25 protein-coding genes (1 of these 25 cut by a window edge) are annotated in these 24,101 nt (G+C 67.3%); 7 read left to right on the plus strand and 18 right to left on the minus strand.

Annotated features, from left to right (window positions below):
- From Q5H94_RS16475 to hisS, 6 genes are all read right to left on the minus strand, one after another.
- Positions 1 to 648 carry the 5' portion of a DUF4139 domain-containing protein gene (locus tag Q5H94_RS16475; protein ID WP_304562384.1) on the minus strand. Its footprint begins 846 nt before the window's first position, so the window shows 648 of its 1,494 coding nt (coding positions 1–648); its start codon is at positions 646 to 648; its stop codon lies beyond the left edge, outside the window.
- Between the two features lie 9 nt (positions 649 to 657).
- Positions 658 to 2,088 carry a DUF4139 domain-containing protein gene (locus Q5H94_RS16480; RefSeq protein WP_304562385.1) on the minus strand — a complete coding sequence of 477 codons (1,431 nt, stop codon included), beginning with the start codon at positions 2,086 to 2,088 and terminating at the stop codon, positions 658 to 660.
- A gap of 69 nt (positions 2,089 to 2,157) precedes the next feature.
- A complete protein-coding gene (locus Q5H94_RS16485; protein ID WP_341850117.1) occupies positions 2,158 to 3,276 on the minus strand; it encodes a DUF4167 domain-containing protein in 1,119 nt (372 codons plus the stop codon).
- A gap of 36 nt (positions 3,277 to 3,312) precedes the next feature.
- Positions 3,313 to 4,128, minus strand: a complete 816-nt coding sequence (gene prmC / locus Q5H94_RS16490) for a peptide chain release factor N(5)-glutamine methyltransferase (RefSeq protein ID WP_304562386.1) — start codon at positions 4,126 to 4,128, stop codon at positions 3,313 to 3,315.
- Between the two features lie 291 nt (positions 4,129 to 4,419).
- On the minus strand, positions 4,420 to 5,496 hold the full coding sequence (prfA, locus tag Q5H94_RS16495; protein WP_304562387.1) for a peptide chain release factor 1: 1,077 nt from the start codon (positions 5,494 to 5,496) through the stop codon (positions 4,420 to 4,422).
- Between the two features lie 166 nt (positions 5,497 to 5,662).
- Positions 5,663 to 6,973: a histidine--tRNA ligase gene (hisS, locus tag Q5H94_RS16500; RefSeq protein WP_304562388.1), complete on the minus strand. Its 1,311-nt coding sequence runs from the start codon at positions 6,971 to 6,973 to the stop codon at positions 5,663 to 5,665.
- Positions 6,974 to 7,177: 204 nt separating this feature from the next.
- Here hisS and Q5H94_RS16505 point away from each other — a divergent pair, with 204 nt between their 5' ends.
- The 4 genes from Q5H94_RS16505 (at position 7,178) to ppa (ending at position 11,297) form a co-directional block, all read left to right on the plus strand.
- Positions 7,178 to 8,005 (plus strand): sulfite exporter TauE/SafE family protein, encoded by an 828-nt coding sequence (locus Q5H94_RS16505; RefSeq protein ID WP_304562389.1) that lies wholly within the window; start codon positions 7,178 to 7,180, stop codon positions 8,003 to 8,005.
- Positions 8,006 to 8,029: 24 nt separating this feature from the next.
- Positions 8,030 to 8,671: a DUF1345 domain-containing protein gene (locus Q5H94_RS16510; protein WP_304562390.1), complete on the plus strand. Its 642-nt coding sequence runs from the start codon at positions 8,030 to 8,032 to the stop codon at positions 8,669 to 8,671.
- Positions 8,672 to 8,733: 62 nt separating this feature from the next.
- A complete protein-coding gene (locus Q5H94_RS16515; RefSeq protein ID WP_304562464.1) occupies positions 8,734 to 10,701 on the plus strand; it encodes a M61 family metallopeptidase in 1,968 nt (655 codons plus the stop codon).
- Between the two features lie 41 nt (positions 10,702 to 10,742).
- Complete coding sequence (gene ppa / locus Q5H94_RS16520; RefSeq protein ID WP_304562391.1) at positions 10,743 to 11,297, plus strand: inorganic diphosphatase; 555 nt, start codon at positions 10,743 to 10,745, stop codon at positions 11,295 to 11,297.
- A gap of 90 nt (positions 11,298 to 11,387) precedes the next feature.
- On the opposite strand, the gene Q5H94_RS16525 is transcribed toward ppa, so the two are convergent.
- From Q5H94_RS16525 to Q5H94_RS16550, 6 genes are all read right to left on the minus strand, one after another.
- Positions 11,388 to 11,747, minus strand: coding sequence for a TfoX/Sxy family protein (locus tag Q5H94_RS16525; RefSeq protein WP_304562392.1), 360 nt, complete (start codon positions 11,745 to 11,747; stop codon positions 11,388 to 11,390).
- A complete protein-coding gene (locus tag Q5H94_RS16530) occupies positions 11,747 to 12,178 on the minus strand; it encodes a GNAT family N-acetyltransferase (protein ID WP_304562465.1) in 432 nt (143 codons plus the stop codon). Before Q5H94_RS16530 ends, Q5H94_RS16525 begins: the two co-directional genes overlap by 1 nt.
- 44 nt (positions 12,179 to 12,222) lie before the next feature.
- Entirely contained in the window at positions 12,223 to 13,119 is an 897-nt protein-coding gene (locus Q5H94_RS16535) for a DMT family transporter (protein ID WP_431312181.1), read from the minus strand.
- Positions 13,120 to 13,438: 319 nt separating this feature from the next.
- Positions 13,439 to 13,921 (minus strand): retropepsin-like aspartic protease family protein, encoded by a 483-nt coding sequence (locus Q5H94_RS16540; RefSeq protein ID WP_304562394.1) that lies wholly within the window; start codon positions 13,919 to 13,921, stop codon positions 13,439 to 13,441.
- A gap of 103 nt (positions 13,922 to 14,024) precedes the next feature.
- Positions 14,025 to 15,149 (minus strand): flavodoxin-dependent (E)-4-hydroxy-3-methylbut-2-enyl-diphosphate synthase, encoded by a 1,125-nt coding sequence (gene ispG, locus Q5H94_RS16545; protein WP_304562395.1) that lies wholly within the window; start codon positions 15,147 to 15,149, stop codon positions 14,025 to 14,027.
- Between the two features lie 28 nt (positions 15,150 to 15,177).
- Positions 15,178 to 16,362, minus strand: coding sequence for a DUF3089 domain-containing protein (locus Q5H94_RS16550; protein WP_304562396.1), 1,185 nt, complete (start codon positions 16,360 to 16,362; stop codon positions 15,178 to 15,180).
- Positions 16,363 to 16,461: 99 nt separating this feature from the next.
- On the opposite strand from Q5H94_RS16550, the gene Q5H94_RS16555 reads away from it, so the two are divergent.
- The 3 genes from Q5H94_RS16555 to Q5H94_RS16565 all read left to right on the plus strand — a co-directional run bounded on the left by Q5H94_RS16555 (position 16,462) and on the right by Q5H94_RS16565 (position 19,484).
- On the plus strand, positions 16,462 to 17,598 hold the full coding sequence (locus tag Q5H94_RS16555; protein WP_304562397.1) for an acyltransferase family protein: 1,137 nt from the start codon (positions 16,462 to 16,464) through the stop codon (positions 17,596 to 17,598).
- Positions 17,595 to 18,512 (plus strand): isoaspartyl peptidase/L-asparaginase family protein, encoded by a 918-nt coding sequence (locus Q5H94_RS16560; protein ID WP_304562398.1) that lies wholly within the window; start codon positions 17,595 to 17,597, stop codon positions 18,510 to 18,512. The genes Q5H94_RS16555 and Q5H94_RS16560 overlap by 4 nt, the downstream gene beginning before the upstream one ends.
- A 111-nt stretch (positions 18,513 to 18,623) precedes the next feature.
- Positions 18,624 to 19,484, plus strand: a complete 861-nt coding sequence (locus Q5H94_RS16565; protein ID WP_304562399.1) for a S1/P1 nuclease — start codon at positions 18,624 to 18,626, stop codon at positions 19,482 to 19,484.
- Positions 19,485 to 19,493: 9 nt separating this feature from the next.
- Here the strand turns inward: Q5H94_RS16565 and Q5H94_RS16570 are convergent, their stop codons facing one another.
- From Q5H94_RS16570 to tolB, 6 genes are all read right to left on the minus strand, one after another.
- Entirely contained in the window at positions 19,494 to 20,477 is a 984-nt protein-coding gene (locus Q5H94_RS16570; RefSeq protein WP_304562400.1) for a PAS domain-containing protein, read from the minus strand.
- A 144-nt stretch (positions 20,478 to 20,621) separates the two neighbouring features.
- Complete coding sequence (locus tag Q5H94_RS16575; RefSeq protein ID WP_304562401.1) at positions 20,622 to 20,873, minus strand: hypothetical protein; 252 nt, start codon at positions 20,871 to 20,873, stop codon at positions 20,622 to 20,624.
- Positions 20,863 to 21,093, minus strand: a complete 231-nt coding sequence (locus Q5H94_RS16580; RefSeq protein ID WP_304562402.1) for a type II toxin-antitoxin system antitoxin — start codon at positions 21,091 to 21,093, stop codon at positions 20,863 to 20,865. The genes Q5H94_RS16575 and Q5H94_RS16580 overlap by 11 nt, the downstream gene beginning before the upstream one ends.
- A gap of 10 nt (positions 21,094 to 21,103) precedes the next feature.
- Positions 21,104 to 22,003, minus strand: coding sequence for an SPFH domain-containing protein (locus Q5H94_RS16585; protein ID WP_304562403.1), 900 nt, complete (start codon positions 22,001 to 22,003; stop codon positions 21,104 to 21,106).
- Between the two features lie 156 nt (positions 22,004 to 22,159).
- Complete coding sequence (pal, locus tag Q5H94_RS16590) at positions 22,160 to 22,663, minus strand: peptidoglycan-associated lipoprotein Pal (protein ID WP_304562404.1); 504 nt, start codon at positions 22,661 to 22,663, stop codon at positions 22,160 to 22,162.
- A 33-nt stretch (positions 22,664 to 22,696) separates the two neighbouring features.
- Complete coding sequence (tolB, locus tag Q5H94_RS16595; protein WP_304562405.1) at positions 22,697 to 24,100, minus strand: Tol-Pal system beta propeller repeat protein TolB; 1,404 nt, start codon at positions 24,098 to 24,100, stop codon at positions 22,697 to 22,699.
- Between the last annotated feature and the right edge of the window lies 1 nt (position 24,101).

Below are 24,101 nucleotides of genomic sequence, written 5' to 3' on the forward strand. Positions count from 1 at the left end.
GGAGGCGCCGTCGGGCCGCATCGTCGCGACATAATCGGCCTGCCAGTCGAAGCCCCAGGCGAGATAGGACAGCGTCACCGTCGCCTTGATCGCGCTCGGAGAATCGATCGCGACCGACAGCGTCGGCTTGGCCGACAGACCGGGCGGGACGCTCGGATAGACCAAAGCGCCCTGCCCCGCATTGCAATCGACCGCGGTGAAGCCCTCGCGCGTCTGGACGATCGCGGCACCATCGGGGCCGGAGCGGATGATCGCCTGTTCCTCCACGATCTTCTTCGCGACCTCGCGCCGCAGGATCGCGGGTCGCCCGAAACCGTGCGCGTAGAGCGTCGCGGGCGAGAGCAGGTCGGCATCGAGGTTCTTCTCGCGCACGCCCTGCGGCAGGCCGGTGACGATCGCGCTTTCGGGGAGGATGCCCGCCGCTACGCCCTCGAAGCGGATCGTCGTCTGCCCGGCCGGGATCGCTACGGTGCGTTGCTCGGTGATCAGCGCGTAACCGCGCAGCCACGCGCGGTTCAATTCACTAGTGCCGTTGCGGTCTGGATCATGATAGATCGTGACGGCGACCTTCTCGGGCGCGGGCGAGGCGACCTGCGCGGCGGCAGGCACCGCCACCAGACCGAACAGGAAGAGAAGCGCGCGCAGCACCGCGAGCGATCAGTAGCGCGTGTCGAACGTCGCGGTCACGGTGGTCGCGCCATTTGCGGGCACCGCGACCTTCCACACCACTTCGTCGGAGCCGGCGCGCTCACTCTTCTGGCTCTCGGACAGCACGCGCGTGTCGCTCCAGATCCAGTCGAGCCCGGCCTGCGCGAGCTCGACAGTCACCAGCTCGCCGCGCGCGTTCGTCAAACGGTAGCTCATCGTCGTGCGCCAACGTACCGGCGAACCCTCGATCCGCTCGCGCTTCTCGACCGTCGGCAGGATCTTCACGTCGAACGCCTCACCCGTTTTAAGCGCGAGGGCGGAGCCCATCGGCGTGTGCGGGATCGCGCTTTCGCCAATGAACTGGGGGCTCCCCCGCGCGTCGCGCATATAGACGCGCACCGTGCCGGCGGGCAGCGCGTCACCGAGGCCGCCGCTTTTCGAGGACGAGAATTTCAGTACCGAATCGACGCTGACCGCCTCGTCCTTCTTTTCCAGCCAGGGGTTGCGATAGAAATAGCCCTTGGCGGCGGGCACCGCGCTCACGTCGAGGAAGCTGACCTGCTTGGTCTGCGCATTGGCGATCGTGGTGCGTTCGGCGAGCGGATAGACGTAGAAGTCGCCGAGCTGCTCGCGCCCCGCCGTTTCGGTGCCAGGGCGATTGCCGCGCGGGCGCACGCCGGGCTGGTTGCCGTAGTTGGGGCGATAGCCGTTATTGTTGTCCTCGGTGCCGACCGCGCCCGCGACGAGCAGGGTGCTGGCGCGGTTGAAGGTGGTGCCGCTGGTGTTGGTCAGCGTGATCCAGCCCTGCACGTCGAGCTTGCCCGCGTTCGAATCGAACAGGGCGACATAGTCCGCTTTCCAGCCAAGCCCGCGCGACAGATAGTTGAGCGTGACCGGACGGCTGCCCGCGCTGTCGCTGTCGAGCGTGATCGAGAGCGTCGGGCGCGCACGCAGCCCCGCCGGGAGCGAGGGGAAGACGACGCGCTGGCCGCTGCCGAGCACCTCGATGCGGTCGCCGATCTGTACGATCGTGCCGCCGTTGTTGGCGAGCACGCGCGCCGTCTCGCGCGTTTCCGCGCCGGTCGCGGGATTGGTGCGTATGACGGTGACCGTCTGGCCGACCGCCTTGTCCATCAGCTTTTCGGGGGCGAGCAGATCATAGTCGAAATTCTGTTCGACGACGCTCGCGTTGGCGGCGGTCAGCGTCACCGTTTCGGGGCGGATCGCGGCGGAGACGTCGGCGAATTCCTGGCGGGTGCGGCCGCGCGGCAGGGTCAGCTCGCGCTTGTCCTGGATGAGGCCGAGATCGTTGTTGTAGATCGTGACCGCAAGGTCGCCCTGGGCATTGGGCGGTGGCGGGGCAGCGTCCTGCGCGAGAGCCGGGGCGGTGCAAAGCACCAGTGCCGTTATCGCCAGACGCCCGCGCCCAATCCCGAACATCGCCTTCTCCCGTCGTTCTGCTCTTGCGCTAGGCTAGGCAGAAGACGGGAGGATGACAATCGCGCCGGTTCAGGCCGGGGTGGTTTCCGGCGCGGCGCGACGGCGGCGCGGCTTCGGCTTGACCTCGTCGCCCTCGCCCGCGTCGCTCTGCGTCGCGGACAGCGTCAGCGAGGGCGGCAGCAGGCCGGCGTCGAAAGTCGGGGCATCGTTGGTCTCGACGGGCTGCTCGCTGCGGCGCGGACGGCCACGGCGGCGCGGCTCGGCGGGCGCTTCGGCAGCGGCCTCGACGACCGGAGCGGGTGCCGGCGCTTCTTCCCGACCTTCGGGAGCGCGGTCTTCCTGTTCGTAGCGATCCTGACGGTTGCCGCGATTGCCGCGATCCTCGGCATAGCGATCGTTGCGATCGCCCCGGTCCCGGTTGCGACCGTTCTCATTGCCGCCGCCGTTACCGTCCTGGCGATTGCCGTCCTGACGATTGCGGGGACGCTCGTCGTCATACTGGCCGTTACCGCCGCCATTGCCGTTGGCGTAATTGCCATTGCCGTTCTGGCCGTTCCGCTGTTGGCCGTCTTGCTGGCCCCCGTTTTGACCATTGCCCTGCTGGCGCGGCTGCTGATCGGCGCGGGCGACGGGCTCACCGTCGTCGTCGAACTCCTGCTCGTCATCCTCGAAGGTGTTGGCGCCGCGCGGCTGCGGCCGGTTTTCCTCGAAGCGCGAGCGGGTCTCGGCGAGGACGCGAAAATAGTGATCCGCGAATTGCAGATAATATTCGGTGTTGACCCGGTCACCCTGCATCTGCGCGTCGCGCGCCAGCGTCTTGTATTTCTCGAGCAGCTGCGCCGCGTTGCCGCGCGCGCGATTGTCGATCCGGTTGCCGTTATCCTGGCCGCGGCCCGGATTTCCACCTTGCGAGCGCTGTTGCTGCCCGCCACGGCCGCGACGGCGGCCGGCCTGACGATTGTTGATCAAAGTCTGTGTGTCCTGCTCTTCGAAACCAAAACCGGCATCTGCTCCGCGCAATGTGGATGCGTGCTCCCCGGCAGCCAGCGCCGACACGCGCCGCCTACTGCCTGCCAAAATCGCCGGACGACAGCGATATGACGAAGGAGATGGGCAACAGCCCGATTTCAACCAGTTATGGCGATAATCGCGTGCCCCTGCGCCGTTCAATAGCTTCTGGCGCGCCAATCTCCAAGCGGAATATTGTGTCGGTATTCTTACGGATCAAGTCCCGATCAGGGCGCGGGGCAGTCCCGCAAGGTCGCGGCGAAGCGCGACGGTGAAGCCTTCGGCGGCGAGCAGCGCCGACACCGCGCCGGCCTGCGTCGCGCCGATTTCGAGGACGGCTGCGCCGCCGGGTGCGAGCAGCGGCCTAAGCTGCGGGATTAGCTGGCGATAATCGTCGAGCCCGTCATCCCCGGCGAACAGCGCGGCGGCGGGTTCATGGTCGCGCACTTCGCCCGGCAGGGTTTCGTGCGTGCCGATGTAGGGCGGGTTGGCGAGGATCAGATCGAACCTGCCGTCCACGCCCAGCGCCCAATCGCCGTGCCGAAACTGGACGCGGGAGCCCATACCCAGATTGAGCGCATTGCGCCGCGCGTAATCGAGCGCCGTATCGGATGCATCGACACCGAGCCCCTGCGCCTGCGGCCATTGATCGAGCGCCGCCAGCAGCAGCGTGCCCGGCCCGGTGCCGAGATCCAGGATCGTGCCCGGCTGGCGCTCGCCGAAATGCGCGACCGCCGCCTCGATCAAGGTCTCGCTGTCGGCGCGCGGGATGAGGACGCCGGGGCCGACCGCGAGCTCGATCGTCCAGAAGGCGCGCGTGCCGGTAATGTACGCGACGGGTTCATGCGCGAGACGACGGTCGAGCAGCGTGGCGAAGGTTTCAGGCGCGGGATCGTCGAGATGGCGCATCAGCAGCACCTCCCGCGACACGCCGAGCGCATGCGCCATCAGCAGTTCGGCATCGAGCCGCGCGGTGCGCGAGACGTCGGCCAACGCCCGCGTCGAATCGGCGAGAGCCATGCGCGCCGTCATTTCAGCCGCCGAAGGTAACGAAGTTCCCGCAAATCGGGGTCGAAAATGCGACGAACCGAGTGCGCAGTTTGGCGTGCAGACGGCAATCGGCGGTTGGCTTTGCAAAGACGCGAAGCGGACATTGCGGATGCTTAGCGCAAAGGTCTGGCTGTAGGACAGGCCCGCCGCGGCGAAATCGCGCGAAAACTCCCCTCCCGCAAGCGGAGAGGGGCCGGAGGAGGGCCCGTCACGATCGAGCGGCGCGTTTGAGGACATGCCCTCCCCTAACCCCTCCCGCAAGCGGGAGGGGGACTACGCGTCGAGAGTCGCCAGCCGTTCCGCCTCGTCCTCGGCGATCAGCGCGCCGACGAGGTCGTCCATTTCGCCCTGCAAAATCTCGGGCAGGCGGTGCAGCGTCAGGTTGATGCGGTGATCGGTCACGCGCCCCTGCGGGAAATTGTAGGTGCGGATACGCTCCGACCGGTCGCCCGAGCCGACCATCGACTTGCGCGCGCCCGCGCGTTCCGAATGGAGCCGCTCGCGCTCGGCCTCGTAGAGCCGCGTGCGCAGCACCTTCAGCGCCTTGGCCTTGTTCTTGTGCTGCGATTTCTCGTCCTGCTGGATCACCACCAGCCCGGTCGGCAGATGCGTGATGCGCACCGCGCTGTCGGTGGTGTTGACCGACTGGCCGCCCGGCCCCGACGAGCGATAGACGTCGATGCGCAGATCCTTCGCCTCGTCGATATGGACGTCGACATCCTCGGCCTCGGGCAGCACCGCGACCGTCGCCGCGGAGGTGTGGATGCGCCCGCCGGCCTCGGTGACGGGCACGCGCTGCACGCGGTGGACGCCGCTTTCGAACTTCAGCTTGGCGAACACGCCCTTGCCCTCGACCGAGGCGATGGCTTCCTTGAAGCCGCCGCTCTCCGACGATGACGCGGAGATCAGTTCGACGCGCCAGCCCTGCGCCTCCGCATAGCGCTGGTACATGCGGAACAGGTCGCCCGCGAACAGCGCCGCCTCGTCGCCGCCGGTGCCCGCGCGGATCTCGAGCATCGCCGCGCGCTCGTCGGCGGCGTCGCGCGGCAGCAGCGCGAGCGCGAGCGCGCGTTCGGCAGCGGGGAGCGTGTCGCGGATGACCGCGATCTCCTCGCGCGCCATCGTCTTGATCTCGGGATCGTCCTCGCCTTCCATCAGCGACAGCACGTCGAGCTCGGCGCGCAGCCGCCGCACCTCGCCCGCCGCCGCCGCGACGGGTTCGAGCTCGGCATATTCCTTGGAAACGGCGACGAAGCGATCGGACGGCAGGTCGCCGCGCGCCATCTGCGCCTGCAGCTCGTCCCGCCGCGCCTCGATCTGCGCGATCCTCTCCGGCGAAATCGAGGTCATGCGCCTGCCTCGACTCCCCGATCCCCAGCGAAGGCTGGGGCCCAGTTGCGAAAGCGAAGAGTACGGGACGCGGCGCCAGCCAATACGCGGCCCGAAACTGGGCCCCAGCCTTCGCTGGGGATCAACAGAACCACGATCTGCGCGATCCGTTCGGGGGAGATGGAGGTCATGCTGGCCGCGAAAGCTCGAAATCGTACCCGAACCTCATCGCGTCACGCTCTTCCAGCGTGAAGCGGGTTCGCAGAGCATCAACCAACCGGTTGTAGCGGTCCAAATGCATCCAAGCATCTCGATATGGGAACTTAACCGTTATCGGCCCACCCGATTGGGAGTCGACGACGAGCTTGAATTCAGCTTGCTCTTTGCCTGCCAGTTCGAACCGCCTTTTCGCGTTCCCGCGAAAAGCCATACTTGTGACGAACCCGGCGCTTCGTAAGATGGTGACGATGGCGATCGCGTCGCGCTCGCTAGCCCCGTTTTCGGGAATGACTGCGACAAGGGGGTGATCAGTTTCCGGCTCCTCCAGCAGCATCGCCAGCCGCTCGATGCCCGCCGCCCAGCCGACACCCGGCGTCGCCTGACCACCAAGGCTCTCGATCAGCCCGTCGTAGCGGCCGCCCGCCAGCACGGTGCCCTGCGCGCCGAGCCGGTCGGTGACGAACTCGAAGGCGGTGTGGCGGTAGTAATCGAGGCCGCGCACGAGCGTGCTGTTGCGCGTCCATTTCACGCCAGCCGCGTCGAGGCCCTTGGTAACGCTCTCGAAGAACGCCCCCGCTTCGCTCGTCAGGTACGCGTCGATGCCCGGCGCGGCATCGGCGATCGGGCGGTCGCGCGGATCCTTCGAATCGAGGATGCGTAAGGGATTCTTGTCGAGCCGCGCGAGACTGTCCTCGCTCAGCTCGCCGCGATGCTGCTCGAAATGGGCCACCAAAGCGGCGCGCCACGCATCGCGCGTCTCGCCGTCGCCGAGCGTGTTGAGCTGCAGCGTCACGCCCTCGGCAATGCCGAGTTCGTGCAGCAACTGATCGGCGAGCGCGAGCAGCTCGACATCGGCGGCGGGTTCGGCCGCGCCGATCACCTCGGCGTCGATCTGGTGGAACTGGCGGAAGCGGCCCTTCTGCGGGCGTTCGTAGCGGAACACCGGGCCGTGCGTCGCCAGCTTGAGCGGCGCGTACTGCTGCCACCCCTCGGTCAGATAGGCGCGCGCGATGCCGGCGGTGAATTCGGGACGCAGCGTCAGCGAATCGCCGCCGCGATCCTCGAACGTGTACATCTCCTTGGAGACGACGTCGGTGGTCTCGCCGAGCGAGCGCGCGAACACCGCCGTGCTTTCGAACACCGGGATTTCGAGCCGCTGGAAGCAATAAAGGCGGCGCACATGCTCGAACGCATCGACCACGCGCGCGAAGCGGCGCTGCTCCTCGCCGAAGATGTCCTGGGTGCCGCGGATGCGGCGCGGGGTTTCGATACGGGCCATAAAGCCGCGCTTACTAGGCGAGCGCGGGGACGAAGGAAAGCGGATGCAGCACGCCGCTTGACAGTCTTCCTTCCGCACCGCAGCAATGCGCCAACGGAGGCTTGAAGCCCCATATCGTCGCCGCAGGAAATCCCGACCGATTCCGGTTCGAAAGGAGTTCCATTTGCGCGCCCTCCCCAGTGCTTCGCATCGCGTGATGCTGCGATGAGTTTCGTCATGACATGGGGGCCGGTGATCCTCGCCATGCTCGCCGCCGGCCTGTTCGCGGGGTTCGCGGCGGGGCTGTTCGGGATCGGCGGCGGCTTCGTCGTGGTGCCCGCGATGATCGCGCTGATGCCGCTGCTCGGCGGCGATCACAGCGAATATACGCATGTCGCGATCGGCACGTCGTTCGCGACGATCGTCATCACCGCGCTGCGCTCCACGCTGGCCCATGCCAAAAGGGGGGCGGTGGATTTCGACATCCTCAAGAGCTGGGCACCGTGGATCGTCATCGGCGTCGGCATCGGCGTCTATCTCGCGCAGAAGATGAACGGCCAGACGCTGACGCTGATCTTCGCGAGCGGGATCGCGATCCTGTCGATCAATTTCCTCGTGCCCAAGCTCGCGCGGCGGCAGCTCAGCGACACGATGCCGACCGGCGTGGTGCGCGCCGGGATCGCGGGGAGCCTCGGCATCTTCTCCTCGCTGCTCGGCATCGGCGGCGGCACGGTGGCGGTGATCGTGATGACGTGGTGCGGCCGGTCGATCCACAAGGCGATCGCGACGGCATCGGGCTTCGGCTTCATCATCGCGATTCCAGGCACGATCGGCTGGATCATCATCGGGCTCGGCAAGCCGGGGCTGCCGGCGGGGTCGCTCGGCTATGTCAATCTGCTCGGCGCGGTCGTCATCACCTCGATGTCGATCCTGACGGCGCCGCTCGGCGTCGCCGCCGCGCACGCATTGCCGCCCGAGCCGCTGAAGCGGGTGTTCGGCGTGTACCTGCTGTTCATCTCCTACATCATGGTGCGGCGCGCTCTGGCGATGTGAGATCGCGCGATGTAGCGTGGCGGGATGACCATCGCCTCGCTCGGCCGCAGCATCGCGCCGCCACGCTTCGTCGCCTTCGGTGTCGTCCTGATCGCGGGTCTTGCCGCGGCGATCCCGACGCTCGGCTGGAGCCGGGGGATCATGGCGGCGTTCGACGTGGCGGCGCTGGTGTTCCTGATCCTCGTCTCGCGCCTGCTCGAACACGGCGAGGCCGCGCAGATGCGCAAGGCGAGCATCGCCAACGACGCCAACCGCGCCGGCCTGCTCGTCATCACCGGCGTGACGATGGTCGCGATCCTGGCCGCGGTGTTCAAGGAGATGCACGACAAGGACTCGCTGGTGATCGCGCTGGTGCTGGCGACGCTCGTGCTGTCGTGGCTGTTCTCGAACACGATCTACGCATTGCATTACGCGCACCTGTTCTACATCGAATGCGACAAGACCGGCACGGACAAGGGGGGCATCGAGATCCCGGAGTGCAAGGAGCCCGACTACTGGGACTTCCTGTATTTCAGCTTCACGCTCGGCATGACGTTCCAGACGTCCGACGTGGACATAACGTCGCGGCGGATGCGGAGGGTGGTGCTGGGCCAGTGTTTGGCTGCGTTCGTGTTCAATCTGGGTGTATTGGCGTTCACCATCAACACGCTGGGCGGCGGGAAGTAACTGGGCGTAGACGATAGGGTTCGTCTGAACAAAAGACTGAAAAGGGGGAGGGATTGCCGCATCTGATCCGCAGCGTCGCGCTGGCCGTCATCCTGTTCGCGACGGTGCTGCCAGATTCCGCGCGCGCCGACACGCCGGTCATCGCGGCACCTGCCCCCGCGCCCGCCGCGCGGATCGAAAATTCCAGGCCGCAGCCGATCGCCTTCGAAGACCGCATACCGCGTGCGCGCGACGTGGCGTTTCCCGGCGAGATGGCGCTGGATATCGACGCCACCGACACGCGGCGCGGCATCTTTGCCGTAAAGCAGACGATCACCGGCGCGCCCGCCGGCCATATGGTGCTGCTCTTCCCGAAATGGCTCCCCGGCAATCATTCGCCGACCGGGCAGATCGACAAGCTTACCGGGCTGACCATCACCGCGGACGGCCAGCGCGTTGCGTGGCGGCGCGACCCGGTGGAGGTATTCGCCTTTCATATCGACGTGCCGCGCGGCGCGGAGCGGATCGACATCGCCTTCCAGTTCCTGTCCTCGACCAGCAAGGACACCGGCCCGATCGTGATGTCGGCCAACATGCTGCGGCTGCAATGGAACGCGGTGAGCCTGTATCCGGCGGGCTATTTCGTGCGCAACATCCCTGTTTCCGCGCGCGTGACCTATCCGGCCGACTTCGAGACGGCGACCGCGCTCGAGTCGCGCTGCGCGGGCAGCGTCTGCAGCTACGAGCCGACCAACTACGAGGTGCTGGTCGATTCGCCCGTGCTTGCCGGACGGTTCCACCGCCGCTGGGCGCTGTCGCCGCGCGTCGATCTCGACGCCTTCGCCGACGACCCCGCCGAACTGGTCGCGAGCAAGGAACAGATCGCCGCGCACGAGGAGCTGATCGCCCAGACGCTCAAGATGTTCGGCCCGCAGCAGCATTACGACCACTATCGGTTCCTGCTGTCGATCTCCGACCAGTTGACCGGCCTCGGCCTCGAACATCATCGCAGTTCGGAGGACGGCGTGTCGCCGGGCTATTTCCAGAACTGGAAGGACGGCCCGGCATCGCGTAACCTGTTGCCGCATGAATTCGCGCATAGCTGGAACGGCAAGTTCCGCCGCGGGCGCGGGCTGTGGACGCCCGACTACAACACGCCGACGCGCGACGAATCCTTGTGGGTCTACGAAGGGCTGACGCACCTTCTCGGCTATGTACTGCAGGTCCGCGCCGGCCTCGTCACCAAACAGGATACGCTCGATCAGTTCGCGATCATCCTGTCGGCGCTGGAGACGCGCCCCGGCCGCGTCTGGCGGTCGCTGATCGACACCACCAACGACCCCGTGATGTCGCAGCGCCGCCCCCGTGCCTGGCTGAGCTGGCAGCGCAACGAGGATTATTATGTCGAGGGACTGCTGGTGTGGATGCGGATCGATTCGATCCTGCGCGAACAATCGGGCGGGCGGCTGTCGATCGACGATTTCGCGCGCGCCTTCTTCCGCGGCCGCGACGGCGATTTCGGCGAGCTCACCTATGACCGCGACGACGTGATCGACACGCTGGACGACCTGCAGCCCTATGACTGGCGCGGCCTGCTCACGCAGCTGCTCGAGGGTCATGCGCCCGATGCGCCGCTCGATGGCGTCGCCGCCAACGGGTATGTGCTGCGCTATGCGGAGGAACCGACCAAGGCCTTTGCGCAATTCCAGAAAATGCGCGCGGCCGCCCTCTTGAGCGCGTCGATCGGTATCGTCGTCGACCGCGAGGCGCGCATCACCGACGTGACATGGGGCAGCCCGGCCTTCGCTGCGGGCCTCGCGATCGGCGATACCATCACCAATGTCGGGACTTCGGCCTTCAGCGAAGCCGCGCTCTGCGCCGCGATCACCGCCGCCAAGACCAACCCGGCGGCACAAATCACGCTGACGATCCGCCACGAGGCATTTTCCGGCAAGGTCGCCATCGACTATCACGGCGGGCTGCGCTATCCGCGCCTCGAAAAGGCCGGCACCGGAGAGGGTGGCCTGGACAGGCTGCTGCAACCCCGCTGAGCGGGGCAGCACGGGACAATCACGGACAGGATAGCAATTTCATGCGCATCGACATGATTCCTACGGGGAAGAACCCGCCGGAAGACCTCAACGTCATCATCGAAGTCCCGGTCGGCGGCGAGCCGGTCAAATACGAATTCGACAAGGCGAGCGGCGCCTTGTTCGTCGATCGCATCCTGCACACGCCGATGCGTTACCCCGCCAACTACGGCTTCATCCCGCACACGCTGTCGCCCGACGGCGATCCGCTCGACGCGCTCGTCGTCGCGCGCTCGCCCTTCATCCCGGGCTGCGTCGTGCGCGTGCGCCCGATCGCGGTCCTCAACCTCGAGGACGAAGCCGGCGGCGACGAGAAGCTGCTGACGGTGCCGGTCGATGCGACCTTCCCCTATTACAGCAAGATCGGCGAGGGCAGCGACCTGCCCGAGATCGTGATGCAGCAGATCGAGCACTTCTTCACGCACTACAAGGATCTCGAGGCGAAGAAGTGGGTGCGCGTTGGCAAGTGGCTCGGTGCCGAGGATGCCCGCCGCATCGTGATCGAAGCGATCGAGCGGTACAAGGTGGCGGGCGGCAAGGAGCCGGCGGCGGTCTGATCAACATCCGTTCGTGCTGAGCTTATCGAAACACCGCTCTTTCTTCGTGCCAAGAAGGGCAGCCCTTCGACAAGCTCAGGGCGAACGGTATCAGGGTTTCTTCGGCTTCACCTTCTTCACCGGGGCCCTGCGCCCGGCGGCGATCGCCAGTGTGGCCCATTCGCGCAGCGCGTCGGCGTCGTCATAGACTTCGTCGGGCGCGCGGCGGTAGTTGATCGACTGGACCTTTCCGCCGTCACGCTCGACGGTGAAGCGGGGCGCCGCGATCGCGTCCCAGGCCGCGTCGCTTTGCGCATCGGCCTTGAGCCAGAGCGCGTCGAAGGCGAGGATCGCGAAGGCCACACCGTCGGCATAGACCGTCGCCCCGCCGAACAGCCGCTTGCGCGTGATCGTACCGAGCGGCTCGCACGCCTCGCTCACCCAGTCGGCGAGGCCCGCGTCATAGGCCATCAGCGCCCCGCGAGCTTCACCAGCGCATCGCCCGAAACGCGCTGCACGGTCCATTCGTCCATCGCCTCGGCACCCGCCTTCTTGTAGACCTGGATCGCGCGCTCGTTCCAGTCGAGCACCCACCATTCGAAGCGTGCGCAGCCGCGGTCCACGGCGATCGCGGCGAGGTGCTTGAGCAGCGCCGTACCTGCGCCGTGCCCGCGTGCCGCCGGCGTGACGTAGAGATCGTCGAGCCAGATTCCGCGCACGCCGGTCCAGGTCGAGAAATTGTGATAGAACACCGCCATGCCGACGACCGCGCCGTCGAGCTCGGCGATCAGCGCCTCCGCCGCCGGATGCACGCCGAACAACGCCTCGTGCATCAGCACGGGCGTGGAGACGACCGATTCGGGCTCCTTCTCGAAGGTCGCGAGTTCGTGGACGAAGCCCATGATGGCGGGGACGTCGGCGGGGCTGGCGGGGCGGATCGTCACGGTCACAGGTTGGTCTCCAGAGGTGGCGCGGCGCGGGCGCTGAGGATGCAGGCGAGGATGATGAGCATCGCGCCGGCCAGCGTATAGAACGACAGATTTTCCGAAAACACGATCCAGCCGAACAGCGAGGCCCAGACGAAGCCGGTATATTCGCTCGGCGCGAGATCGCTCGCCCGCCCGCGCGCATAGGCCCAGGACAGCAGCATCAGCGAGGCGGTCGCGAGGGCCGCCGCCAGTATCAGCATCGGTGCGTGGCCGGCATCCGGCACGGCGCCGAACACAGGTGCTGCGAGCAGGAAGAGAATAGAGACGATCGCGCTCTGGAAGAAGGCGATCTCGACCGGGCGGGCGACCATCGCCTGCTGGCGCATGAGGATGATGTTCCAGGCGTAGCAGACCGCCGAGGCCAGCACCGCGAGCGATCCGATCGTCGCCTCCGGCCCGAGAGCGGCGCGTGCCTGACCCAGAAAGATCACGGCCACGCCCGCGAGCGCGACGACCGAAGCAAGGACGGCGCCGCGCCCGATCCGCTCCTTCAGCACGAGCGCGGCGAGCAACAGCGCGATCAGCGGCGCAACGAAGGCGAGCGCGATCGCCTGCGCCATCGGCACGCGCGCGAGGCCCCAGAAGAACAGCATCGCCATCACCGCCGACACGCCCCCGCGCACGAGATGCACGCGCAGCACCGCGCGCGTGGGCCAACGGGCGCGCGTGGCGAGGAACAATGCGCCGGTGATGAGCGTGCCCGCGAGGCTGCGCCACAACAGCGCGTTATATGCGCCGATCGCGAGGGCGAGCCCCTTCATCACCGCGTCCATCGACGAAAAGACGGCGATGCCGAGCGTCGCGACGGCGAAGGCGGTGGAGGGAGGCGTCGCGGGCTTCACGCCTGCGCGCATAGCGGAGGTGCGTGGTGTGGCCTAGGGCACTGGGGCGCAGCATTTCGCAGGCGTCACCCCGGCCTTGTGCCGGGGTCCAACGTGCGACGAGCGATACCGTCAAAGTCTCTTGCCGCAGCGCTTGCGGAGCCTTGGACCCCGGCACAAGGCCGGGGTGACGGGAGTATGAGAGGCGTTAGGGTCGGTCGACATTCGGTTCAGGCGGAGCCGAAAAGGGTGATTGTCGAGCATCGGAGCGCAGCGTGCCTTCGGCACGTGAGCACCGAAGCGCAGAGAATCGCGCTTTGCAGTCCCGAATGGGCCGGATGTCGGCCGACCTTTAGCTGATGCGCATCTGATCGCCGGTGATGCGCACTTCCTTCAGCTTGCGCAGGAAGGTCTGGCCGAGCAGCGACATTTCGCCGTCGGCGAGGATGACCGCCTGGACGTCGCTCGCGCGTTTTCCGTCGAGCTCGATCTCGGCGATGCGGATTTCCTGCCCGCGCACCAGCCCGGCCGCACCACGCCCGACGACCTCATATTGCGAAGGATCGAAGCGCACGTGCGCGCGGCGCGCGTCCTCCTCGGTGAGTGCGACGATGTCGGCGCCGGTATCGACGACGAAGCGGATCGGCTCGTCATTGACGTTGGCGACGGCGAGGAAATGGCCGTTGGAGGCGCGATCGAGCACCGTCTCGACCGGCGGCGCGGGCGTGCCGGGGGCCGCCGCCGCCACGGCCGGCGCGGGGGCATGCTTCTTGGTGGGAAGCGCGAAGCCGATGGCGACACCGGCGACGCAGACGAGAGCGATGGCGATCTTCATGGGCCATCGCTCTAGGGGAAACCCCTTAGGTCACGGCTAATGCCCGTGCCTAATGCGTCGTTAAGCGCCCGAAACGGTTTATTCGGCGGCGACCGGAGCCGTCTTATTCGGCGGCGACCGCCTGGGCCTCGCTCGCCGCCTCGATCTCGGCGGCCTTGGCCTCGACCAGCTTGACGATATGATCGAGCATGTCGGCGCTCTCGACGGTGTGGTCGGTCACGCCCGACAGATAGACCATGTGCTTGCCGTTGCCGCCGCCGGTGAGGCCGATATCGGTTTCGCGCGCTTCGCCGGGACCGTTGACGACGCAGCCGAGCACCGAGAGCGACAGCGGCGTGCGGATGTGCTGGAGGCGCGATTCGAGCGCCTCGACGGTGCGAATCACGTCGAAGCCCTGCCGCGCGCAGGACGGGCACGACACCACGCGCACGCCGCGATTGCGGATGCCGAGCGCCTTCAGGATCTCGAAGCCGACGCGCACTTCTTCTTCCGGTTCGGCCGAGAGCGAGACACGCAAAGTGTCGCCGATGCCGTACCAGAGCAGGCTGCCGATGCCGATCGCCGACTTGACCGTGCCGCCGACGAAGCCGCCGGCTTCCGTGATGCCGAGGTGCAGCGGACAATCGACCGCTTCGGCGAGCTGCTGATAGGCGGCGACCGCGAGGAACAGGTCGCTGGCCTTCACCGCGACCTTATATTCGTGGAAATCGTGATCCTGCAGCAGCTTGATATGATCGAGCGCGCTTTCCACCAGTGCATCGGGGCATGGCTCGCCGTATTTCTCGAGCAGATCCTTTTCGAGAGAACCGGCGTTCACGCCGATGCGGATCGCACAGCCGTTGGCCTTGGCGGCGTTGACGACTTCCTTCACGCGCTCCGACGAGCCGATGTTGCCGGGGTTGATGCGCAGGCAGGCCGCGCCCGCATCGGCGGCTTCGAGCGCGCGCTTGTAGTGGAAATGGATGTCGGCGACGATCGGCACGCGGCTGGCGCGGACGATCTGCTTCAGCGCGGCGGTCGATTCGACGTCCGGGCAGGACACGCGGATGATGTCGACGCCGGCATCCTCGCAGCGGCGGATCTGGTCGATCGTCGCCTTCGGGTCGCTGGTGGGCGTGTTGGTCATCGTCTGCACGGTGACCGGAGCGTCGCCGCCGACGGGGACGTTGCCGACCATGATCTGGCGGCTCTTGCGGCGGGTGATGTCGCGCCACGGACGTAGTGACATTCTGGGGATTCCTTACACTTCGTGCGGCCTATAACGCTTTGCCGCCTCCGCGTGAACCGTTCGCCCGAAGGAAAGCGGTTGCACGGACCGAGGCGTTTTCGCGCAGGTTCATGTACGCGATGTTGTAGTCGACATTATGGTAGTTGCCGATCGGGATGACGAGGTCCGCGAACGCTTTTGCCGGTTGCGAGATGTAGAGCGCGCCGTCGTCGCAGCGCGCGGAGACCATCGCCGGTTCGATCGGGCGCGGCGTCGTGCCGCCCCCATGCAGCCATGCGCCCTTGTCGAGCGTCCTGACGGCGATCTCGGGCCCCGTCGACCAGCTCAGCGGATTGATGCAGTGGAAGCGCCGCCCCGGTGGTTCGGGTGCGAAGCCCGACTGGCGGCCGACGAATACGCGCTGCAAGGCGGCGTTGCGGCCCTCACCGTAGGTCGACCAGCCGACGACGCAGCCGGTATCGCCGGCGCGGGTGCAGGGGTGGACGTCGCGCAGCTTCGCGAACCAGTCGCTCTCCAGCCAGTTGCCGAGCAGATAGGCCGCGACCATCCGCCGGGCGAGCGGCTTGCCGTCGATCTCGCGCTCGATGAGGAGCTTGCCCTGCCGTGATCCCTGACTGTGCCCGGCGAGGATGAAGGGCCGCCCCTTGTTCCACACGAGGAACTGGCGGAAGGCGCGCGAAACGTCCGAATAGGCGAGCTCGGTCGCACGCACGCTGTTCTCCGACCATTTGACATAGCCGCCGAGCGTCATCTGGCGGTAGCGCGGGGCGTAGATCGCGCAGCACCCGTTGAACACGCTCGCCTGATTGCGGATCGTCGTGCCGGCGATGCGCGCGTTGAGATCGGCATCGCGCGTGTCGGCGTTCCATTCCTGATCGCTGGTGAACACCGTGGGGTAGAGAAAGAACACGCCGACCTTCGCGCGTGCCTGATTGACCGGCAGGACGCCCGGCGGCGTATCGTCGGCGGGATCGCGGCTGTCGGGCAGCGCGACCCATTCGGTGCGGCTGGCGTAATTGGGCGGCGGCGGGCTGCGCGCCGGATCGAACGGCGTCGCGGGCGGCTCGTAATTGCCGGTCGGCCCGGTGGACTGGAACGCGGCGAAACCGGCGTGAACCCAGCGCGAGAGCGTGGACGCGCCGGACTGCGGCAGCGCCGGCGCCGCACCGAGCGCAGCCACCGCCAATCCCAGACCGATCCACCGCAACCGCATGCTCACCCCTTTCGTGCGCGCCTCTATCATGTCTGTCGGCGTGCCTGAACCGATTCTGAAAAGGTGGCGCGACGCAGCATCCGGCTTTAGAGCGCGAGGATGAAACGGCATTTCGGCATGGACTGGCTGCGGATCGGCGCGTTCGGCCTGTTGATCTTCTACCATATCGGCATGGTGTTCGTGCCGTGGGATTTCCATGTGAAGACCGCGCACCCGATGAGCTGGGTCGCGATCCCGATGATGGCGGCGAACAGCTGGCGGCTGATGCTGCTGTTCGTGATCTCGGGCTATGCCAGCCGGGCGTTGTTTTCCAAGGGGACCGGGCTGGCGGGGTTTATCGGATCGCGCAGCAAGCGGCTGCTGATCCCCCTGCTGTTCGGCATCATCGTGGTGGTGCCGGTGCAGCCGTGGATCGAGCTGGTCGTCAAATATCATTACCCGCACGGCTTCGGCTGGTTCTGGCTGCACGACTTCTTCGGCTTTCACCGGCTGAAGGGGATCGCGCTGCCGACCTGGCAGCATCTGTGGTTCGTCGGCTACCTGTGGTTCTACACGTTGGTGCTGACAGTGCTGATCGCGCTGCTGGGCTGGGCGCGGCTGCAGCGCGTGTTCGACGCACTGTTCGGGACGGGTCTCGTGGTGCTGCTGCCGATCGCCTGGCTGATCTCGACCGACATGCTGCTGCCCGGCGCGAGCGAGACGCACGATCCGCTGCACGATACGATCGCGCACCTGCATTACCTGCCGGCTTTCCTGTTCGGCTTCGGGCTGGCGGGATCGGAGCGCGCGATGGCGGCGATCGCGCGGTGGTGGAAGGCGGCGCTCGGCGTGGCGTTGATCGCGTACGTCGTCGTCGCGGGGATCGAATGGACGTGGCCGGGCAGCGCGATGCCGGGCTGGCCGTGGGGCACGACCTTCGCCGTGGCGCGCGTGCTGCATGGCTGGTGCTCGGTGATCGCCTTGATTGGGATCGCGGATCGGTACTGGAATTACGACAACCGCTGGCGGCCGGTACTGACCGAGGCGGTGTTCCCCTTCTACATCATCCATCAGACGGTGATCGTGCTGGTCGAGTTCTGGCTGCTGCCGTTGCGCGCCGGGCCGCTGGTCGAGTTTCTCGTACTGGTGCCCGCGACGGTGGCGGGGTGCTGGGGCTTCTATCTGATCGGGCGCGAGATCGGCTGGCTGCGGCCGCTGATCGGGCTGCGCGCGAAACCACGGAAGGTGACGGCATGAGCTGGGCTTTGGCGATCCACGGTGGCGCGGGCGGCATGACTCGCGAGCGGATTTTGCCCGACGCCGACGCGGGCGCGCGTGCGGCGCTCGGCCGCGCGCTCGATGCCGGGGCGGCGGTGCTGGCGGGCGGTGGCGCGGCGCTCGACGCGGTCGAGGCGGCGGTGCGCGTGCTGGAGGACGATCCGCATTTCAACGCCGGGCGCGGGGCGGCGCTGAGCTTCGAGGGCGTGGCGGAACTCGACGCCGCGATCATGGAGGGCGCGGAACGCAAGGCCGGCGCGGTGGCCGGCGTCACCGCGACGCGGCACCCTGTCAGCCTCGCCCGCGCGGTGATGGAACGGAGCCCGCACGTCCTGCTCGGCGGGAGCGGCGCGGATGCCTTCGCCCGCGCGCACGATATCGAACAGACGACGCAGGACTGGCTGATCCTGCCCGAGCGCGCAGCGCAACTCGAGGAAATGCGCAACCGCAAGGACGGCGCGTTCGATATCGAGATGAAGTTCGGCACGGTCGGCGCGGTAGCCTGCGATGCGGCGGGCCATGTCGCGGCGGCGACCTCGACCGGCGGCGTCACCGGCAAACGCTGGGGCCGGATCGGCGATTCGCCGCTGATCGGCGCGGGCACCTATGCCGACGACCGCGCCTGCGCCGTCTCCGCCACCGGATCGGGCGAGTTCTTCATCCGCAGCGCCTGCGCGCACGAGATTGCCGCGCGGATGCGGCTGGGCGGCGAGGCCGCGCGCCCGGCGGCGGACGGGGTGATGGCGGAGATCAAGGGGCTCGGCGGATCGGGCGGGGTGATCGTCGCGACACCGGCGGGCGAGCTGCTGTGGTCGTTCACGACGCGGGGCATGTACCGCGCGCGCCTTGCGGCGGACGGCGCGCGCGAGATCGCGATCTACGACGACGAATAGGCCACCGTTCGTCCTGAGCGAAGTCGAAGGACATGACCGAGACGCAGCGCCTGTGGCACGTCCTTCGACTTCGCTCAGGACGAACGGGTTTGAGGGCGATATGAGGGTCGCATGATTCGCGCCCTCCTCCCCGCCGCCGCAGTCGCGCTCGCCGCCACCGCTTCCCCCGCCGCCGCCTATTGGGAGTTCGGCCACGAGACCGTCGCGAAAATCGCCTATGCCAACATCACGCCCAAGGCGCGCGCCGGGGTGCGGCGGCTGCTCGCGCAGTCGCGGCTGCTGGGTACGCCTGAGTGCAAGGCCGACACGATCGAATCGGCAAGCGTCTGGGCCGATTGCATCAAGCCGCTGAAGGATGCGAACGGCCAGTCGCGCTTCGGCTATGCCTTTTCCTGGCATTACCAGAACGTCGACATCTGCCACGATTTCGACCTGACGCCCGCCTGCAAGGACGGCAATTGCGTGTCCACGCAGATCGAGCGCGACGTGAAGCTGCTACGCGACCGCGCCACGCCGGCGAAGGAGCGCGTCATGGCGCTCGCTTTCCTCATCCATTTCGTCGGCGATCTGCACCAGCCGCTCCATGCCGGCGACAAGACCGACAAGGGCGGCAACGACGTGAAGGCGGGGTACGGCGATTACGCGCCGCCGCGGCTCAACCTCCATTCGATCTGGGACGGGCTGCTGGCGGAGCGCGCGATCACGACCGGGCCATCGCTGGTGCGGCGCTATCCGGCGGCGGTGCGCGCCAAGGTGGCCGCGGGCAGCGTGACCGACTGGAGCCGCGAGAGCTGGCAGGTGGCGCACGACGTGGCCTACACGGCGGCGCTCGGCGGCGACCCCTGCGTGCCGACGCCGCCGCATGTCGAACTCGACAATGCGACGATCGCGAAGCTGGTGCCTGCGGCCAAACTCGAGGTCGAGCGCGGCGGGCTGAGGCTGGCGCGGCTGCTGGACGAGGCTTTGGGCTGACGCCCGCCCTCAGCTGAGCAAGAAGGTCAGCGTCACGACCAGACCGTCGTCGCGCCATGCGGTTGCGATCGTCCCGCGACGCGCGCGCATGATGCGCTCGATCAGGCGCAGGCCCTGCCCGCCTTCGCGGCCGTGGCTTTCGATCGTGCAATCGCAGCGTTCGTCCCAGACGATCGACACCGAGCGATCGTCGCCGACCGCACTCACCCGCACCGCGCCGCCGTGATGGAAGGCGCCGTGCTTCGCGGAATTTACCGCGAGCTCGCCGATCACCAGCGCGATGGCATCGGCGCGGCCCTGATCGACCTCGATCGGCAGCAGGCCATCGAACGAGACCGGGCATTGCTCGCTGTCGAACGGCTCCACCAGCGCGGCGACAAGCTGATCGATGCGACAGGGCGCATCGGTGTTGGCGAACAGCGCCTGCGCACGGCTCAGGGCGACGAGCCGGTCGGTCATCTCGCTGGCGAATTGTTCGTGCTGGGCGTTGCCGCGCGCGAAGCCGGACAGCAGGCTGCCGATCATCGTGTAGGTGTTCTTCAGCCGGTGGCGCAGCTCTGCGGTGGCGATCGCCGAGGCTTGCCGGCCTTCCTCGCTTTCCGTCGCATCGCGCGAGACCGAAAGGTATCCGGCATGTTCGCCGTCGTCGTTGGTGACCGCGGACACGGTGACGTCCCACCAGCGCGGCGAACCCTTCGCGGTCGGGCAGAAGGCGCGGAAGCGAACCGTCTCCCCGCCGCTCGCGCGCGGATAGGACGCGAGGATCAGCGCGCGTGCTTCTTCCGGCCAAAGATCGGCCCAGGGTTTCCCGGCGATCAGGTGGAAGTCGTCGATCTCCATCGCGCAGAGGCCGTTGATGTTCATATATTGAACATCGCCTTCGAGGCCGACCAGCTTCACGCAATCGACGCTCTGATCGAGCACGCTCGCCAGCGCGACCGAAGAGAGCGAGCTGACCGCGCGCGGTGGGGAGATCGTCACAAATTCGTTCAAGAAAGTCATCCGCGGCCCGTGGCCACCAAGTCGATCATCCGACTCAGGGCGCAGCCGCTCTGCCGGCGGTGCGCGGCTAAGCTAATCGAAATTCTGGAAAATCGCCAGTGCCACGCCCGGATCGGGTAGTGCGCCCACGCGCCGTCAGTCCTCGCCGCCCGAGCGCCACTTCCAGCCGCCGCGGGTGTGGCGGGCGCAGGTGACGAGCAGCGCGGCGGTGGCGGCGGCGGTGATGCCGTAGAAGGGCAGCATGTGGTGGCGGGGCAGCAGCCACAGCCCCGCGCCCGTCAGCACGGCGGCATAGGCCGCCAGCACCGCCCAGCCCTGCCAGCGGATCGGCAGGCCCGCGCCGTAACCGAAGCGTTTCGGCTGGAACCACTCGTCCTCACTCGCCATCGTCATCCTCCTGCGCCGTCTGATTCTGGGGCGGTCGCCCGCGTTTCGCGCGGACGGGATCCGCCAGCTTCACCCCGCGCCGCGCGAGCGCCTCGCGCAGCAGACATTCGACCTCGGCATTGACGCTCCGCAAGTCGCCCGCCGCCGCGCGCTCGATCGCGGCGTAGAGCGCCGGATCGATCCGCAGCGGGAACGCCTTCTTTTGCGGGGGAGCGGCCACGCCGGAGTCCTTACTGATAGAGCGATCCGGTGTTGACGACCGGCTGCGTGTCGCGTTCCCCGCAGAGCACGACCATCAGGTTGGAGACCATCGCCGCGCGGCGCTCGTCGTCCAGTTCGACGACATTCTTCTCGCTGAGCAGCTCCAGCGCCATCTCGACCATGCCGACCGCGCCCTCGACCAGGGTTTTCCGCGCGGCCACCACCGCCTGCGCCTGCTGACGGCGCAGCATCGCGCCGGCGATCTCGGGCGCATAAGCGAGATGCGTGAAGCCGCATTCGTCGACGGTGATGCCCGCGACCTTCAGCCGCGCGATGAGTTCCGCGCGCAACTCGGCACTGACCTGATCGTGATTGCCGCGCAGCGTCACTTCGAGATGCTCGTAATCGTCATAGGGGTAGCGCGCGCCGATCGTGCGCACCGCCGCCTCGATCTGGACGACGACGAAGGCCTTGTAATCGTCGATGTCGAACAACGCCTGCGCGGTGTCGGTGACGCGCCACACGACCTGAGCAGCCATCTCGATCGGGTTGCCGCGCAGATCGTTGACCTTGATCCGGTCCGAAATCATGTTGTTGGCGCGCACCGAGATCTTCTTGTGGCCGAGCCACGGCAGCAGCCAGCGCAGGCCGGTGTTGCGATCGGTGCCCTGATACGAGCCGAACAGGGTGATCGCGACCGCCTGATTGGGCTGCAGCATGTAGAAGCCGCACGTCACGAAGAGAAAGACGATCGCCGCGATCGTGATGAGCGTGCCCGCCAGCACCGGATCCTCGGACAGGATCGCCCCGCCGTAGATGCCGGCGAGCAGCGCGCCCAGCATCACCAGCAGCATGATGTACCCGCTCGACGTGCGTGCCGGCCGTTCACGCGACAGCGTGAGGGCGATGTTGGTATCCGACTCGGACATTGGTTTCTCCCGTTAATATGATATCATATTTATATCGGTTGGAATGGATGCGCAAGCGGAATGAATACGTCGCCCCAACGGAGGCCGGGCGACGGGCATGAAAAAGGCGCGGGAGGTTGCCCTCCCGCGCCTTTCGCGACCCCAAGGGGCGGGGTGTCAGTTCAGGACGATCGTCACCGCGCGGCGGTTCTGCGCCCAGGCCTGCTCGTCCGAGCCCAACGCGATTGGGCGTTCCTTGCCGTAGCTGATCGTCGAGATGCGCGCCGGGTTCACGCCCCGCGCCGCGAGATAGTTCTTGGCGGAATTGGCGCGGCGATCGCCGAGCGCGAGATTGTATTCGCGGGTGCCGCGTTCGTCGGCATGGCCCTCCAGGCTGACGGCGACGTTCGGGTAGCGGGCGAGCCACGTCGCCTGGCTGTCGAGGATGGCACGCGATTCGGCGTTGATGTCATACTGATCGAGCGCGAAGTGGATCGTGTTGCTGGTGACCGACCGTTCGAAATCGGCGCGCGAGCCGGGGACGATGTTGCCGTCACCGCTACCGGGGCCGGGGCCGGAGTTGCCGGGGGGCGGCGGAAGATCGGCGGGCGGCTTCTTCGCGCAACCGGCCACCGCGATGAGCGCTACGGCAACGGTGAGAGTGGTGGTCAGTCTGGCCATCTGGCGTCTCCTTTTCGAATAGGTCGAGTCGGTTCAGGGGCGTAACGGTCCCCAGGCGGGATCGGATCCATCGAGCGGGGTGGCGAGCTTGCGCTCGTTGACGCCGGTGAGGTCGACCGACCACAGATCAGCGGTGCCGCCGCCGCCGCGCCCCGAGCGGAAGAACATCAGCACGCGGCCGTTGGGCGACCAGCTCGGCCCCTCGTCCTGCCAGTCGTTGGTCAGGAGCTGCTCGTTGCCGCCCGCCGGGCTGACGACGCCGATGCGGAAATTGCCCGCCATCTTGGTGAAGGCGATGAGATTGCCGCGCGGGCTCCACACCGGCGTGGCGTAGCGCCCGCCGCCGAAGCTGATGCGCTTCTGCTGCGTGCCATCAGCGTTCATCACGTAGAGCTGTTGCCCGCCGGAGCGGTCGCTTTCGAAGACGATGCGGGTGCCGTCGGGCGAATAGCTGCCGCCGGTGTCGATGCCGGGCGTGTCGGTCAGCTTCTGCGCGTCGCCGCCGGCGAAGGGCACGCGGTAGATGTTGGTCGCGCCCGCCACCGCCTTCGAGAACAAAACCCACTTGCCGTCGGGCGAGACGCGCGGCGCAAAGGTTAGATTGGCTGCGGGGACCAGCAGGCGCTGGCGGCTGGAAGCGAGATCGTAGACGTAGATCGCGGGGCGATCGAGGCCGCCGGCACGGTCCGCGACATAGCTCATGTAGACGATGCTGCGCTGGTCGGGCGTGAGGCGCGGGGTCAACACGATCGACTGGCCGTTCGTCAGGAAGCGGTGGTTCGCGCCGTCCTGATCCATGATCGCGAGGCGCTTGATGCGGCGGCCCTTGGGGCCCGTCTCCGACACATAGACGACGCGGCTGTCGAAATAGGGGCCCTCGCCGGTCAGCTTGGTATAGACCATGTCGGCACATTTGTGGCCCGCGCGCCGCCAGTCGGAGGGCGGCACGACGAAGCCCTGCCGGATCAGTTCGGTACGCGCGGCGATATCGTAGAGGTAACAGCCGACCGTCAGCGTGCCGTCGCCGTTAGCCTTGACGAAGCCCTGCACCAGCGCCGAGGCGCCCGCACCCGCCCAATAGTCGAAGGTCGGCGCGGTGACTTCGGGATAGGGCACCGCCTTCAGCGCGGACGGCGCGGAGGGGTTGAACAGGCCCGAGCTCTTGAGGTCGTTCGTCACGATCTGCGTGAGCTGTGCCCCGAGCTGGTCGGTCGGACCCGCCGGCGTGCTGACGACGGCACTGGTCGGCATGACGGGGATGGCGATGCCGAGCGGAGCGGACTGGCCGCCCTCGACATCGACGACGAGCTCGCCCGATTGCTGGCCCGACGGCGCGGGCGCGCCGGGCGCGGGTGCCGACGTCGGCGCGGGCGGCTGCTGCGCGTGCGCGGCGGTCGCCGAAAGCGCGAGCAGGATCGTAAGGAGGGTCTTTCGCATC

The sequence above is a fragment of the Sphingomonas immobilis genome (genome assembly GCF_030580995.1).
GTDB lineage: Bacteria > Pseudomonadota > Alphaproteobacteria > Sphingomonadales > Sphingomonadaceae > Sphingomonas > Sphingomonas immobilis.

What these genes read in the sequence shown, in the direction of transcription:
- Q5H94_RS16575 (WP_304562401.1), bottom strand. Translation starts at nt 20,873, where the DNA reads ATGGCGAGTGAGGACGAGTGGTTCCAGCCGAAACGCTTCGGTTACGGC.
- Q5H94_RS16560 (WP_304562398.1), top strand. Translation starts at nt 17,595, where the DNA reads ATGAGCTGGGCTTTGGCGATCCACGGTGGCGCGGGCGGCATGACTCGC.
- Q5H94_RS16530 (WP_304562465.1), bottom strand. Translation starts at nt 12,178, where the DNA reads ATGGGCTTCGTCCACGAACTCGCGACCTTCGAGAAGGAGCCCGAATCG.
- Q5H94_RS16565 (WP_304562399.1), top strand. Translation starts at nt 18,624, where the DNA reads ATGATTCGCGCCCTCCTCCCCGCCGCCGCAGTCGCGCTCGCCGCCACC.
- Q5H94_RS16535 (WP_431312181.1), bottom strand. Translation starts at nt 13,119, where the DNA reads ATGCGCGCAGGCGTGAAGCCCGCGACGCCTCCCTCCACCGCCTTCGCC.
- ppa (WP_304562391.1), top strand. Translation starts at nt 10,743, where the DNA reads ATGCGCATCGACATGATTCCTACGGGGAAGAACCCGCCGGAAGACCTC.
- Q5H94_RS16525 (WP_304562392.1), bottom strand. Translation starts at nt 11,747, where the DNA reads ATGGCCTATGACGCGGGCCTCGCCGACTGGGTGAGCGAGGCGTGCGAG.
- prmC (WP_304562386.1), bottom strand. Translation starts at nt 4,128, where the DNA reads ATGACGGCGCGCATGGCTCTCGCCGATTCGACGCGGGCGTTGGCCGAC.
- pal (WP_304562404.1), bottom strand. Translation starts at nt 22,663, where the DNA reads ATGGCCAGACTGACCACCACTCTCACCGTTGCCGTAGCGCTCATCGCG.
- Q5H94_RS16585 (WP_304562403.1), bottom strand. Translation starts at nt 22,003, where the DNA reads ATGTCCGAGTCGGATACCAACATCGCCCTCACGCTGTCGCGTGAACGG.
- Q5H94_RS16540 (WP_304562394.1), bottom strand. Translation starts at nt 13,921, where the DNA reads ATGAAGATCGCCATCGCTCTCGTCTGCGTCGCCGGTGTCGCCATCGGC.
- prfA (WP_304562387.1), bottom strand. Translation starts at nt 5,496, where the DNA reads ATGACCTCGATTTCGCCGGAGAGGATCGCGCAGATCGAGGCGCGGCGG.
- hisS (WP_304562388.1), bottom strand. Translation starts at nt 6,973, where the DNA reads ATGGCCCGTATCGAAACCCCGCGCCGCATCCGCGGCACCCAGGACATC.
- Q5H94_RS16550 (WP_304562396.1), bottom strand. Translation starts at nt 16,362, where the DNA reads ATGCGGTTGCGGTGGATCGGTCTGGGATTGGCGGTGGCTGCGCTCGGT.
- tolB (WP_304562405.1), bottom strand. Translation starts at nt 24,100, where the DNA reads ATGCGAAAGACCCTCCTTACGATCCTGCTCGCGCTTTCGGCGACCGCC.
- Q5H94_RS16555 (WP_304562397.1), top strand. Translation starts at nt 16,462, where the DNA reads ATGAAACGGCATTTCGGCATGGACTGGCTGCGGATCGGCGCGTTCGGC.
- Q5H94_RS16510 (WP_304562390.1), top strand. Translation starts at nt 8,030, where the DNA reads ATGACCATCGCCTCGCTCGGCCGCAGCATCGCGCCGCCACGCTTCGTC.
- Q5H94_RS16480 (WP_304562385.1), bottom strand. Translation starts at nt 2,088, where the DNA reads ATGTTCGGGATTGGGCGCGGGCGTCTGGCGATAACGGCACTGGTGCTT.
- ispG (WP_304562395.1), bottom strand. Translation starts at nt 15,149, where the DNA reads ATGTCACTACGTCCGTGGCGCGACATCACCCGCCGCAAGAGCCGCCAG.
- Q5H94_RS16505 (WP_304562389.1), top strand. Translation starts at nt 7,178, where the DNA reads ATGAGTTTCGTCATGACATGGGGGCCGGTGATCCTCGCCATGCTCGCC.